The organism is Streptomyces sp. NPDC059582 (assembly GCF_042735715.1).
Lineage (GTDB): Bacteria > Actinomycetota > Actinomycetes > Streptomycetales > Streptomycetaceae > Streptomyces.
In genome coordinates this window covers 47890-61783 of record NZ_JBHWCC010000056.1, presented here as the reverse complement: position 1 = coordinate 61783, position 13894 = coordinate 47890, and the positions used below count along the sequence as shown (strand labels likewise).

The 13894-nt window shown below is 71.5% G+C and carries 10 protein-coding genes; 7 read left to right on the top strand and 3 right to left on the bottom strand.

Going from position 1 to position 13894, the window contains the following annotated elements; genetic code table 11:
- Positions 1 to 42: 42 nt before the first annotated feature.
- Positions 43 to 1743, bottom strand: a complete 1701-nt coding sequence (locus ACFV0T_RS34470; protein ID WP_385788109.1) for a lytic transglycosylase domain-containing protein — start codon at positions 1741 to 1743, stop codon at positions 43 to 45.
- Between the two features lie 282 nt (positions 1744 to 2025).
- Between ACFV0T_RS34470 and ACFV0T_RS34465 the strand changes: the two genes are divergently transcribed.
- The gene (locus ACFV0T_RS34465; RefSeq protein WP_385788107.1) at positions 2026 to 2985 is read left to right on the top strand and encodes a DUF4184 family protein; all 960 of its coding nucleotides are present in this window, start codon (positions 2026 to 2028) and stop codon (positions 2983 to 2985) included.
- Here the strand turns inward: ACFV0T_RS34465 and ACFV0T_RS34460 are convergent.
- Positions 2945 to 3352, bottom strand: coding sequence for a hypothetical protein (locus ACFV0T_RS34460; protein ID WP_385788104.1), 408 nt, complete (start codon positions 3350 to 3352; stop codon positions 2945 to 2947). The genes ACFV0T_RS34465 and ACFV0T_RS34460 overlap by 41 nt on opposite strands.
- Positions 3353 to 3734: 382 nt before the next feature.
- Entirely contained in the window at positions 3735 to 6461 is a 2727-nt protein-coding gene (gene polA, locus ACFV0T_RS34455; RefSeq protein WP_385788102.1) for a DNA polymerase I, read from the bottom strand.
- A 914-nt stretch (positions 6462 to 7375) separates the two neighbouring features.
- On the opposite strand from polA, the gene ACFV0T_RS34450 reads away from it, so the two are divergent.
- The 6 genes from ACFV0T_RS34450 to ACFV0T_RS34425 all read left to right on the top strand — a co-directional run bounded on the left by ACFV0T_RS34450 (position 7376) and on the right by ACFV0T_RS34425 (position 13890).
- On the top strand, positions 7376 to 9655 hold the full coding sequence (locus tag ACFV0T_RS34450; protein WP_385788100.1) for an FdhF/YdeP family oxidoreductase: 2280 nt from the start codon (positions 7376 to 7378) through the stop codon (positions 9653 to 9655).
- Positions 9656 to 9733: 78 nt separating this feature from the next.
- On the top strand, positions 9734 to 10222 hold the full coding sequence (locus ACFV0T_RS34445; protein ID WP_385788097.1) for a PaaI family thioesterase: 489 nt from the start codon (positions 9734 to 9736) through the stop codon (positions 10220 to 10222).
- A gap of 68 nt (positions 10223 to 10290) precedes the next feature.
- Positions 10291 to 10728, top strand: coding sequence for a hypothetical protein (locus ACFV0T_RS34440; RefSeq protein WP_385788094.1), 438 nt, complete (start codon positions 10291 to 10293; stop codon positions 10726 to 10728).
- Complete coding sequence (locus ACFV0T_RS34435; RefSeq protein WP_385788091.1) at positions 10725 to 11339, top strand: Tat pathway signal sequence domain protein; 615 nt, start codon at positions 10725 to 10727, stop codon at positions 11337 to 11339. The genes ACFV0T_RS34440 and ACFV0T_RS34435 overlap by 4 nt, the downstream gene beginning before the upstream one ends.
- Positions 11340 to 11621: 282 nt before the next feature.
- A complete protein-coding gene (locus ACFV0T_RS34430) occupies positions 11622 to 12848 on the top strand; it encodes a branched-chain amino acid ABC transporter substrate-binding protein (protein WP_385788088.1) in 1227 nt (408 codons plus the stop codon).
- 112 nt (positions 12849 to 12960) lie between these two features.
- Positions 12961 to 13890, top strand: a complete 930-nt coding sequence (locus ACFV0T_RS34425; protein ID WP_385788085.1) for a branched-chain amino acid ABC transporter permease — start codon at positions 12961 to 12963, stop codon at positions 13888 to 13890.
- The last annotated feature ends 4 nt before the right edge of the window (positions 13891 to 13894 follow it).

Genomic DNA, 13894 nt, shown 5'->3' with positions numbered 1-13894 from the left:
TCCCTCCGCCGCGGCGGAGGGACGCCCTGTTCCGTGTGCGGGTCAGGCCGAGGGGCTCTCGGAGGTGCCGGGCGTCGGGCTCGGCGTCGTCTCGGGCGCCGCGACCGTCAGTTCGACGGTCAGCGTCGCGCCACCCGTGGTGGTGATGCGCAGCAGGAACGTGCCGGTGACGTCGTCCGCGTACAGCTTGGGCAGCTTCAGCAGACCGTTCGCGTCCGTCGTCAGGTCCGTCAGGGTGCGTACGGCCTTGCCGTCCGCGTCCTTGAAGGAGGGACCCTTGTCGTTCTCGGTCGGGTCGTCCGCCGACTTGATGAGCGTGGCGGTGGCCGCGACCTTGTCCGCGACGGCGCCGCCGTAGGTGGCCTTCACCTCGACCTGGTCCGCGAACTCCCCACCCGGGGTGCAGGTCAGCGCGGTGTCGCTGGTGCGGGTGAGGGCGTCGGCGGCACGCGCGGTGACGGTGGCCGGGTAGTCGACGGCGGAGACCGTACGGCCGATGAGAAGGGCGCGGACGGTGAAGTCGCCGGTCTTCTCGCCCGCCTGGAGCGCCGGCGCGACCGCGAGGCCGACGCTGTTGGTGGCGACCACGGCGACGGTCTCTCCGCCGGCGAAGGTGGTGTCGGTGTCACCGACGACGGTGAAGCGGATCCTGACCTTGCCGACCCCCTTGCCGGCCTTGGTCTCGGCCCGCGTGCTGATCTTCCTGCCGAACGTCTCGCCCGCCGTCGCGGTGAGCTTCAGCGTGCCCACGTCCTCCAGGTGGTCCACCGTGTCGGTGGGCGTCGGGGCCGGCGTGCCCGGCGTCGACGGGCTCGGGCTCCCGCCGCCGGGCTTGCCGGGGTGCGGGCTGGGCTTGGACGTCGGGGGCGCGGTCGGGGAGCCCGACCCGCTGCCGTGGTCGTCGCTGCGGCCGGAGGGCACGGTACCCGTGCCGTTCGGGACCTCGTGGGTGCCCTTGCGGTAGTACTCCAGCCACGACAGGACCGTGTTCAGGTAGTCCTGTGAGTTGTTGTAGCTGAGGATCGCGCGGTCGAGGTCGGCCTGGCCGGACAGGTCCCAGCCGTTGCGGCACAGGTAGTGGCCCGCCGCGAGCGCCGCGTCGTAGACGTTGTTGGGGTTCTCGACCCCGTCACCGTTGCCGTCGCGGCCCGCCCACGCCCAGGTGGACGGGATGAACTGCATGGGGCCCACGGCCCGGTCGACGGTGCTGTCACCGTCGTACGCGCCGTGGTCGGTGTCCTTGATGTACGCGAAGCCGTCGCCGTTCAGCTTCGGGCCCAGGATCGGGCTGAGGGTGGTGCCGTTCGCGTCGACGTCGCCGCCGCGGGCCTGACCCGACTCGACCTTGCCGATGGCGGCGAGGAGTTCCCAGGGCAGGTTGCAGCCGGCCTTGGACACGGCCAGCTCGGCCGCGGCCTTCTTGTAGGCGTCCAGGACGGTCGCGGGGATGCCCGCCTCGGCCGGGCCCGTGGTGGCCCCGGCGCTGGGGCCGGTGCTCGCGCTCGGCGCGGGGCTCGGGCTCTTCAGCGGCGGCAGGTCCGTGTAGTACGGCGAGTTGCCGGTGGCCGCACCGTCGTCGGCGGTGACCTCGGGCGAGGACTGGCTGTCGGCGGCCGTCTGCCGGCCCTGGTCGTCGACCGTCACCCCCGGCGCCTGGGACGCGGAGAGTGCCGCGACCGCGGCCGCTGCCACGGTGGTGGCGACCGCACCCTTGCGGAGCCTCCTGCCGAATTGCGCCGCCATAGAGTGCTTCCCTCCCGTGGACGCCGAGCGCGTCCGACCGACTCTGTCCTGTGTTCCCGCTGGTGTTCCCGCCCTGGTGTGACGATCGACCCGCCGCGGGGGTTGCCCCCCAGGGCGTGTGACCCAGGTGACCCTACGACAACTTCATTTCCTCGGGCACCCGTTCGTGCCCGATATTCACCAGTTGGCCAAGTTCGGTTCGCCGGGGTGATCGTCCCGCATACTGGACATCAATGATCACCCGGCCGACCGACCGGCCGATGTCCGTCGCGGGGGGCCGGGTTGCCGTTCACTCTGAGTCATGCGGCGGCCGTGCTGCCCGTTGTGCGCACCGACGGATCCGGCCGCGGTCCGCTGCTGCCGGCCGTACTCGTGGCCGGATCCTTCGCGCCCGACATGACCTACTACGCGGCGAGTGTCTTCTCGGGAGCGATGGAGTTCGGCGAGGTCACCCATTCCTTCCCGGGCGTCTTCACGGTCGACGTCCTCGTCGCCTGGGCGCTGGTGGGGCTGTGGCTGCTGGTGCGTGAGCCGCTGGTGGCGTTGCTGCCGGGGCCCCGGCAGGGGCGGTGGGCGTCACTGCTGCGCTGCGGAGCGCCACGCGCGCGCGTGCGGCCCGCCTCGGTGGGGTGGTGGTACGCGTCGGCGGCGCTCGGCGCGCTGACTCACGTCGTGTGGGACGCGTTCACCCACCACGACCGCTGGGGGACGCGGCTGTTCCCCGTCCTGGGCCGGAGTGTGGCGGGCTCGCCGCTGTACTGGTATCTGCAGTACGGCAGCTCGGCCTTGGCCGCGGTCGTGATCATCACGTTCGTGGCGCTCGCGCTGCGACGGGCGGCGGTACTCGCACCGCCGCCGTCGGCGGAGGTGCCGCCGGAAGTGTCGGCGGAGGTGCCGACCGGTGTACCGACCCATGTGCCGACCCATGTGCCGACCGGTGTGCCGACCGGTGTGCCTGTCCTGTCGGTGCGGGACCGGTGGTGGGCGGTCGCCGTGCTCGGTGGCTGCGCGCTGGCCGGGGCGGCGCACCGGGTGTCACGGTGGTGGGCGTACTGGGGTGCGACGGCCAAGCCGTGGGAGCTGATCCCGACCGTGTGCTTCGGCGCGGGCGCGGGGTTGGTGCTGGGGCTGCTGCTGTACGCCGTCGGCGTCCGGGTGTGGCGCCCGGCGGCGGGGGCCGCCGCCGGGGGCCGGGAGAGGGTCAGCGTGGGGCGGGGCCGTCCGGAGACCGACGGAGCTTGACGGGCGCCGCGACGAACACGGTGAGGGTGCCCGTCCTGCGCCGCCGCCTGGGCACCCGGGCGGCGAGCAGATCCAGGTAGCCCCGGCCGGTCTCGGCCCACAGCCGCCACGCGGGCGTCTCATGGGCGCGTACGGTGACCGGTTCTCGGCGGGTGACCCCGCACCGGAGCTGCCGGGCCAGCTTCCTCAGGGCCATGGCCGTGGTGGTGGGAATGCGGACAGTGGTCGCCCCGGCGGCGAAGGCCGGGACCGCCGGAAGCCCGGCACCGGTAACAGCCGTGCCCGTGCCACCAGCCTGCGCCGACGACTGTCCCTGGGGACGGGCCCGGTCGGGTCCCGTCCGACGGTGGAGCATGCGTATACCCATGCCCGCATCCTTACGGGCACGGGTGCCGGCGGGCTCACTCGCGGGGTCCACGCGAGTGACGGGTTGCTGCGGTAGTGCGTCGGATGCCGCCCGAACGGCCCGCGCCGCCCGAAAGCCCGCCGCCGCCCGACCGCGCCCGTCCCGGCCGACCGGATCACACGGCCCGACCGGAGCCCGCGGCCCGGCCGCACAGCACTGCCCGACCGCGCCTCGACCGCGCCCGACGGCCGGCATCGCACTGCTCGACCGCAGTCCACCGGCGGGGCCCGTCCGAGCGGTGTGACACGACCGCTCCCCCCGGCAGCGGCTCGTGAGCCGAGCCGGAACCTGCGGACCCAGGCTCTGGCTCAGGCTCCGGTCCCGCTCCGGCTTCCGGCTCCGGCTAGTGCGCCGCCGACTCCCAGTCCGGCCCCACGCCCACCGAGACGTCCAGCGGGGCGCGGAGGCGGACCGCGCCGGCCATCTCGCGGCGGACGATCTCCTCGGTCGCCGCGCGCTCACCGGGGGCGATCTCCAGGACGATTTCGTCGTGGACCTGGAGGAGCATCCGGGACTTGAGGTCCGCCTCCTGCAACGCCCGGTCCACGTTGAGCATGGCGATCTTGACGATGTCCGCCGCCGTGCCCTGGATGGGGGCGTTGAGGGCCATGCGCTCGGCCGTCTCACGGCGCTGCCGGTTGTCGCTGTTGAGGTCGGGCAGGTGACGGCGGCGGCCGAAGAGGGTCTCGGTGTAGCCCGTCGCCCGTGCCTCGTCCACGGCCCGGCGCAGATAGTCCCGGACCCCGCCGAAGCGCTCGAAGTAGGTGTCCATGAGCGCGCGGGCCTCGGCCGCCTCGATGTTCAGCTGCTGGGACAGACCGAAGGCCGACAGGCCGTACGCCAGGCCGTACGACATCGCCTTGATCTTGCGCCGCATCTCCGCGTCGACGGCGGTGCGCTCGACCGCGAAGACCTGCGAGGCGACCGTGGTGTGCAGGTCCTCGCCCGAGGTGAACGCCTCGATCAGGCCCTCGTCCTCGGAGAGGTGGGCCATCACGCGCAGTTCGATCTGGCTGTAGTCCGCCGTCATGAGGGACTCGAAGCCCTCGCCGACCACGAAGCCGCGCCGGATCGCCCTGCCCTCGTCCGTACGGACCGGGATGTTCTGCAGGTTCGGGTCCGTGGAGGACAGCCGGCCCGTCGCCGCCACCGTCTGGTTGAAGGTGGTGTGGATACGGCCGTCGCCCGCGATCGTCTTGATCAGGCCCTCGACGGTGACACGCAGCTTCGCCTGCTCACGGTGGCGGAGCATGATGACCGGCAGTTCGTTGTCGGTCTGGCCGGCCAGCCAGGCGAGGGCGTCGGCGTCGGTGGTGTAGCCGGTCTTCGTCTTCTTGGTCTTGGGCAGGGCCAGCTCACCGAACAGCACTTCCTGGAGCTGCTTGGGCGAGCCCAGGTTGAACTCGTGCCCGGCCGCCGCGTGCGCCTCCTTCACGGCCTGCTGCACCGCGCCCGCGAACATCTGCTCCATGGCCTCCAGGTGGGCCCGGTCCGCCGCGATGCCGTGCCGCTCCAGGCGCGCGAGGAGCGCGGAGGTGGGCAGCTCCATGTCCCGCAGGAGGTCCGCGGCGCCGGCCTCCTCGAGCCGGCCCTCGAAGGCCTCGCCCAGGTCGAGGATCGCGCGGGCCTGCACCATCAGGGCCTCGGCCTCGGCTCCGTCGTCCGCGCCGAAGGCCAGCTGCCCGTCGGCCGCTGCGGCCGGGGCCAGCTCCCGGCCCAGGTACTCCAGGGACAGCGCGTCCAGGTCGAAGGAGCGCCGGCCCGGCTTGACGAGGTAGGCGGCGAGCGCGGTGTCCATGCGTACGCCGGCGACGCTCCAGCCGTGCTCGGCGAAGACCCGCATGGCGCCCTTGGCGTTGTGGAAGATCTTCCGTCCGCTGTCGTCGGCCAGCCAGGCCGCGAAGGCGTTCTCGTCGCCCTCGTCCAGCTCGGCCGGGTCGAACCAGGCGGCGGGCCCCCCGGCCGCGGCGAGGGCGACCTCGGAGACCGAGCCGGTGCCCAGCGCCCAGGTGCCGACGGTGGCGACGCCGAGGATCTCGGTGCCGTGCTCGGCGAGCCAGCCGGCCAGTTCGCCGGTGCCGAGCACCGTGCCGTCCAGCTCCACGCCCGGCGCGACCGCCACGGTCGTCTCGGCCTCCTCGGCGCCCGGGTCGACGGCCAGGAGCCGCTCGCGCAGCGACGGGTTACGGATCTCCAGGGTGTCCAGGATCATCGCGAGGGTCTTGCGGTCGTACGGCGCGCGCTCCAGGTCGGCGACCGTCTTCGGCAGCTCGACGTCCACCACCATCTCGGTGAGCCGGCGGTTGAGCTTGACCGCGTCCAGGTGGTCGCGCAGGTTCTGCCCGGCCTTGCCCTTGACCTCGTCGACGCGCTCGACCAGGTCCGCGAACGACCCGAACTGGTTGATCCACTTCGCGGCGGTCTTCTCGCCGACGCCGGGGATGCCGGGGAGGTTGTCGGACGGGTCGCCGCGCAGGGCCGCGAAGTCGGGGTACTGCGCGGGCGTCAATCCGTACTTCTCGAAAACCTTCTCCGGGGTGAAGCGGGTCAGCTCGGAGACGCCCTTCGTCGGATAGAGCACCGTCGTGTGCTCGGAGACCAGCTGGAAGGAGTCGCGGTCACCGGTGACGATCAGTACGTCGAAGCCCGCGGCCTCGGCCTGGGTGGCGAGCGTGGCGATGATGTCGTCGGCCTCGAAGCCGTCGACCGCGAACCGGGAGACGTGCATCGCGTCGAGGAGCTCGCCGATCAGCTCGACCTGGCCCCTGAACTCGTCCGGGGTCTTGGAACGGTTCGCCTTGTACTCCGTGAACTCCTCGGAGCGCCAGGTCTTGCGGGAGACGTCGAAGGCCACCGCGAAGTGCGTGGGCGCCTCGTCGCGCAGCGTGTTGGCCAGCATCGACGCGAAGCCGTAGATCGCGTTCGTCGGCTGCCCCGTCGCAGTCGTGAAATTCTCCGCGGGCAGCGCGAAGAACGCGCGGTAGGCCAGCGAGTGCCCGTCCATGAGCATCAGTCGCGGACGGCTTTCGCCGGGGGTACGGTCGGTCTTCTTCGCTGCTGTCTCTGCCACGTCCCCGATCCTGCCACGCCGCACTGACACTCGGCTCCGCCCACCGCACTCAACCACCGCACCCGCCCCGGCCGCCCGCGCGGCCAGGCACGGCGACGTGCGGCCCGCGCACGCGGGCAAGCGTGACGAGGCAGCCCACGCGCGCGTGCAGCGCGGCGGGGCCCCGATGAAGGCCAGCAGCCGCCAGGCACCAGCCCACGCCCGCGTGCAGCGCGGCGACCGGCAGCGGTCCACACACGGGCGGCACGACGGACGGCTGTCGACACGCGAGCGGGCGGGGCGCAGGGCGGTCGACGCGAGCGAGCACGGCGGGCGGACAGCCACCCGGCAAGCACGGCGGGCGACGGCCGACGCACGGGCGGGCAGGCACCGCGAAGAGGCGGCGACACACGGGCGGCCACCGCGAAGAGGCAGTCGACACACGGGCGGCACGACGGACGGCGGTCGACACGCGAGCGGGCGGGGCGCAGCGCGGTCGACGCGAGCGAGCACGGCGGGCGGACAGCCACCCGGCAAGCACGGCGGGCGACGGCCGACGCACGGGCGGGCAGGCACCGCGAAGAGGCGGCGACGCACGGGCGGGCAAGCACCGCGAAGAGGCGGCGACGCACGGGCGGGCAAGCACCGCGAAGAGGCGGCGACGCACGGGCGGGCAGGCACCGCGAAGAGGCGGCGACGCACGGGCGGGCGGGCACCGCGAAGAGGCGGCGACGCGCCGGCACGGCACCGCGGAGCGCGGTCGTCGTGCTTCCTCCAGCAACCATTGCTCCCGATCCCCGCGTGCCCGGCCGGAAGCGCTGTCGCCGGCACGTGCGAGGATCGAAGGAGGTCGGGGATCCGGGGGTCCGCGGTGGGACCGCCGGCGGCACAGTCCCGGCAGACACAGCACCCGCGCAGCAGAAGGAGAGCGTGCGATGGCAACGAAGCCGCCCAAGGCCGATCCGGTCCAGGACGCGCCGCAGGTCGCGGAGCCGAAGCACGCGGCCGCCGGACTGCCGGCCGTCGGGCACTCCCTGCGCATCGCCCAGCAGCAGATGGGCGTGCGGCGCACCGCGCTGACGCTGCTGCGTGTGAACCAGAAGGACGGCTTCGACTGCCCGGGCTGCGCCTGGCCGGAGCCGGACCACCGGCACGCGGCGGAGTTCTGCGAGAACGGTGCGAAGGCGGTCGCCGAGGAGGCCACCCTGCGCCGGGTCACCCCGGAGTTCTTCGCGGCGCACTCCGTGCGGGACCTCAACGGGCGCAGCGGCTACTGGCTGGGGCAGCAGGGACGGCTCACGCACCCCATGTATCTCGCCGAAGGGTCCGAGCACTACGAGCCGGTCGGCTGGGAGCGCGCCTTCGACATAGTCGCCGAGGAGATCGCCGCGCTCGGCTCGCCCGACGAGGCCCTCTTCTACACCTCGGGCCGCACCAGCAACGAGGCCGCGTTCCTCTACCAGCTCTTCGCGCGCGAGCTGGGCACCAACAACCTGCCGGACTGCTCGAACATGTGCCACGAGTCGTCGGGCTCGGCCCTGAACGAGACGATCGGCATCGGCAAGGGAAGCGTCCTGCTGGAGGACCTCTACCAGGCCGATCTGATCATCGTCGCCGGCCAGAACCCGGGCACCAACCACCCGCGGATGCTGTCCGCGCTGGAGAAGGCCAAGGCGAACGGCGCGCGGATCATCAGCGTCAACCCGCTGCCCGAGGCGGGCCTGGAGCGCTTCAAGAACCCGCAGACCCCCCAGGGCATGCTCAAGGGCGCCGCGCTCAACGACCTGTTCCTCCAGATCCGCATCGGCGGCGACCAGGCCCTCTTCCGCCTCCTGAACCGGCTGATCCTGGAGACGGACGGCGCCACCGACCAGGCCTTCATCGACGAGCACACCCACGGCTTCGAGGAGTTCGCCGCGGCGGCCCGCGCCGCCGACTGGGACGAGACGCTCGCGGCGACCGGCCTCACCCGCGAGGAGATCGACGAGACCCTGCGGATGGTGCTCGCCTCCGAACGCACCATCGTCTGCTGGGCCATGGGCCTCACCCAGCACAAGCACTCCGTCCCGACCATCCGCGAAGTGGTCAACTTCCTGCTGCTGCGCGGCAACATCGGCCGTCCGGGCGCGGGCGTCTGCCCGGTGCGCGGCCACTCCAACGTGCAGGGCGACCGCACGATGGGCATCTTCGAGCGGCCCGCCCCCGCCTTCCTTGACGCCCTGGAGAGGGAGTTCGGGTTCGCGCCGCCGCGCGAGCACGGCTACGACGTCGTGCAGGCCATCCGCGCGCTGCGCGACGGCGAGGCGAAGGTCTTCTTCGCCATGGGCGGCAACTTCGTCTCCGCCTCCCCCGACACGGACGTCACCGAGGCGGCCATGCGGCGCGCGCGGCTGACCGTGCACGTGTCGACGAAGCTCAACCGCTCGCACGTCGTCACGGGCGCGCGGGCGCTGATCCTGCCGACGCTCGGCCGCACCGAGCGGGACGTCCAGGGCGGCGGCGAGCAGTTCGTCACGGTCGAGGACTCGATGGGCATGGTGCACGCCTCCCGCGGCCGGCTCACGCCCGCGAGCGCGCAGCTGCTGAGCGAACCCGCCATCGTGGCCCGGCTCGCCCGCCGGGTGCTCGGCGCGGACAGCGACACTCCCTGGGAGGAGTTCGAGAAGGACTACGCGACGATCCGTGACCGCATCGCTCGCGTGATACCCGGCTTCGAGGACTTCAACGCGCGCGTCGCCGACCCCGGCGGCTTCGCCCTCCCCCACGCCCCGCGGGACGAGCGCCGCTTCCCGACGGCCACCGGCAAGGCCAACTTCACCGCCGCGCCCGTCGAGTACCCCGAACTGCCCGAGGGCCGGCTGCTGCTGCAGACGCTGCGCTCGCACGACCAGTACAACACCACGATCTACGGCCTCGACGACCGCTACCGGGGCATCAGGAACGGCCGCCGGGTCGTGCTCGTCAACGCCGAGGACGCCCGGACGCTGGGGGTGGCCGACGGCTCGTACGTCGACCTGGTGGGCGAGTGGAAGGACGGGGTGGAGCGGCGGGCGCCCGGCTTCCGGGTGGTGCTCTACCCGACGGCGCGGGGCTGCGCGGCCGCCTACTACCCGGAGACCAATGTCCTGGTCCCGCTGGACGCCACCGCCGACACCAGCAACACCCCGGCCAGCAAGTCCGTCGTCGTGCGTCTGGAACAATCGGCGACCGACTGAGCGTTTGCTCAGCGAGCCGTGCCGTGCGGAGAACGGCACGGCACGGCCGTACAGATCACGAAGAACGGAGCCGGTCCCATGGGCGAGCAGCAGCACGTGAAGTTCCCGCAGGAGGTCCTCGACGAGTACGCCGCGCTCGGCGTCGACCTGCCCGCCCTGTTCTCCGCCGGCCACCTCGGCAACCGTATGGGCGTCCAGATCGTGGAGGCCTCCGCCGACCGCGTCGTCGGCACCATGCCGGTCGAGGGCAACACCCAGCCGTACGGCCTGCTGCACGGCGGCGCCTCCGCCGTGCTCGCCGAGACCCTCGGCTCGGTCGGCTCCATGCTGCACGGCGGCAGCTCCAAGATCGCCGTCGGTGTCGACCTCAACTGCACCCATCACCGCGGTGCCCGGTCCGGCCTGGTGACCGGAGTCGCCACACCCGTGCACCGCGGGCGCACCACCGCCACGTACGAGATCGTGATCAGCGACGAAGAGGGCCGGCGGGTCTGCACGGCCCGGCTGACCTGTCTGCTGCGGGACGTGAACCCGAGCGACCAGGCCCGCGTGCACACGGCCGGCTGACCTCCGGGGCAAGTCGCGGCGCGCGCGGGGCCGTTGCCCCGCGCCGCCGGGCGCCCTAGCGTCGGGGCATGGCAACGGGAGGCCTCTTTTCTCGGCCCGCGGCGGCGCGCCTGCTCGGACTCGCGCTCCTGACGGGCACACTGACGACCGGCTGCGGCGGCCCGGGCGACGCGAGCGGAACGGCCGATGCGAGCCGTACGGGCGACACCGGCCGTACGGGCAGCGCGAGCGGCAGCCCCTCGCCCACCCCGCCCGAAGAGCTGTGCACCCGCATCGTCGCCCACTGGGCGCGCGAGGTCCTGGACTCCCCTACCTACGGTGACTACCAGTCGATGGGGCTGTCCAACGGCCAGTACGAGATCCTGCGGACCGTCGTGAACGCCGCGCGAACCGAGAAGAAACGCCAAGGGGCCGACGCGGCCGACGAGTTGATCGACCGCGAGACGCGCACGGGCTGCGCCGACTGGTACCGCTCCGGCGGCCCCGGCAAGGGCCCCTGGCAGTGAGCGGCGTCGGCCCCGTCGAGCCCGGAGAGGGCACGCGCGCGCGGAAAGAGCTCCCGGCGCACCCCGTGAAACCGCGCGGCCGGCTGGCCCGCCACTACGCCGAGCACCGCCGGGCCGCGCTCGCCACCCTGACCGCCGTCGCCCTGCTCGCCGGCAGCGGCTACGTCTGCGAGACCCGGCAGCCCAGGCGCCAACAGGCCTCCCCCGCACCGCCGTTCCCGGCCCAGACGGTGGAGGTCACCTACCTCGGCGGGCAGGCCGCGAAGCCCGGCGCGCCGCCGAAGAGCTTCGGTTTCGAGGTGCTCCTGAGCGTCGTCGATTCGGGGCCGCCCGTCACCGTGACCCGCGTGGCGCAGCCCTACGCCGGACTCGCCCTGACATCGGCCCCACTGGCCCCTTTTCGGACAGAATCTGGATCCACCAGCAAGATCGCGATCACCATGCATGTCACGGAATGCGGAAAAGTGCCGAGGAACGCCGGACTCCCTTTCCTGGATGTAACTCTACGTAATGTGCGCGCAATACAAGTCCAGAGCTTCATCCTCGGCCCACGGTATGCACACGACCTCTCCGAAGCCCTACAAGTCGCCTGCAGCAACGAATCTCGGTAACGACCAAAACGCCCGAGACACCTGAACTCCCCAGTCCCGTCCTGCGAGTTCTCACCATGCGGACAGGGCGAATCGGCTGGAATTCCACTGTTCCACCCTCTGGGTACCGCTCTGCATTACCTCGTGTCATAACAAGAGCGTCACAGCCTTGGTCAGACTCTCCTCCATGTTCTCGCCCCGGCTTAGAGTCACGGCCAGTCACCGCGGCCGGAATATCACTTCGGCCAGCGTTCGACTCGGCCTCTTCCAGGGGGGAGGGCCGCCCAGGGAAAGGACTGGAACGTGCGTCAACGTTCGCTCATCGCCATCACCGCCGCGCTTTCCGCGGGAGCACTCACCCTCACCGCCTGCGGCTCGCGGGACAGCGGCGACAAGAGCTCCGACAGCGGCGGCACCGTCGTCACCATCGGCGTCGACGCCCCGCTCACCGGCGACCTGTCCGCGCTGGGCCTCGGCATCAGGAACTCCGTCGACCTCGCCGCCAAGACGGCCAACGACAAGAAGTACGTCGACGGCGTCACCTTCAAGGTCGTCTCCAAGGACGACCAGGCACAGCCCTCCGCGGGCCAGCAGAACGCCACCGCGCTCGTCGCCGACAAGAGCGTCATCGGCGTCGTCGGCCCGCTGAACTCCTCCGTCGCCGAGTCGATGCAGAAGGTCTTCGACGACGCCAAGCTGGTCGAGGTCTCCCCGGCCAACACCAACCCGGCGCTCACCCAGGGCACCAACTGGGCGACCAGCAAGACCCGCACGTACAAGTCGTACTTCCGCACCGCGACCACGGACGCCATCCAGGGCCCGTTCGCCGCCCAGTACGTCTTCAACGACGCCAAGAAGAAGAAGGTCTTCGTCATCGACGACAAGAAGACCTACGGCGCCGGCCTCGCGGGCACCTTCACCGAGGAGTTCAAGAAGCTCGGCGGCACCGTCGTCGGCACCCAGCACATCAACCCCGAGTCCAAGGACTTCTCCGCCGTCGCCACCGAGGTGAAGAACTCCGGCGCCGAGGCCGTCTACTACGGCGGCGAGTACCCGCAGGCCGGCCCGCTCAGCAAGCAGATCAAGGCCGCCGGCGCCAAGATCCCGCTCATCGGCGGCGACGGCATCTACGCCGACGACTTCATCAAGCTCGCCGGCGCCTCCGCCACCGGCGACCTCTCCACCTCCGTCGGCGCCCCCGTCGAAACCCTCGACTCCGCCAAGGAGTTCGTCGCCAACTACGGCAAGGGCGGCTACAAGGAGGCCTACGGCGCCTACGGCGGCTACTCCTACGACTCCGCCTGGTCCATCATCGAGGCCGTCAAGAAGGTCGTCGACGACAACGGCGGCAAGCTGCCCGACGACGCCCGCGCCAAGGTCACCGCCGCCGTCCAGAACGTCTCCTTCGACGGCGTGACCGGCAAGGTCTCCTTCGACGAGTTCGGCGACGCCACCAACAAGCAGCTCACCGTCTACGCCGTCGAGAACGGCGCGTGGAAGGCCGTCAAGTCCGGCACCTACTCCGGCTGACACCACCCGCACCACACCTGAGCCGCGCGGGGCGCTGTTCCACTGGCGCCCCGCGCGCACTCACATCCGGCCCCACCCGTCGTAACATCCGAACCGTCTCGGAGGACATGCGGTGAACGAACTGCCGCAGCAGCTGGTCAACGGCCTGCTACTGGGATCCATGTACGGCCTTGTCGCCATCGGCTACACAATGGTCTATGGCATTGTCCAGCTCATCAACTTCGCCCACGGCGAGATCTTCATGACCGGAGCCTTCGGCGCTCTCACGGTCTGGCTCTGGCTCCCCGGTGGCACCACGATGTGGCTCGCACTGCCCCTCATGCTCGTAGGCGCCATCATCGTCTCCGTCACCATCGCCGTAGGCGCGGAACGGTTCGCCTACCGCCCGCTGCGCAACGCACCACGCCTCGCACCACTCATCACCGCCATCGGCCTCTCCCTCGCCCTCCAGCAGGCCGTCTGGGCCTGGTACCCCGAGGCCAAGTCCGCCCGCACCTTCCCCGAAATCCCCGGCGGATCCTTCGACATCGGCAGCGTCACCATCCAGACCGGCGACGTCTTCCTCCTCGCCGCGGCGCCCCTCAGCATGGCCTTCCTCGGCTACTTCGTGATGAAGACCCGCACCGGACGCGGCATGCAGGCCACCGCCCAGGACCCGGACACCGCCAAGCTCATGGGCGTCAACACCGACCGCATCATCGTGATCGCCTTCGCCCTCGGCGCCACCTTCGCCGCCGTCGGAGCCGTCGCCTACGGCCTGAAGTACGGCCAGATCGACTTCAAGATGGGCTTCCTGCTCGGCCTGAAGGCCTTCACCGCGGCCGTCCTCGGCGGCATCGGCAACATCTACGGAGCCATGATCGGCGGCATCGTCCTCGGCGTCGCCGAGACCCTGGCCACCGCCTACATCGCCGACATCCCCGGCATGGACAAGTTCGGCAGCAATGCCTGGGCCGACGTCTGGGCCTTCGTACTCCTCATCCTCGTGCTGCTGTTCCGGCCCCAGGGCCTGCTCGGCGAGCGCGTCGCTGACAGGGCGTGACACC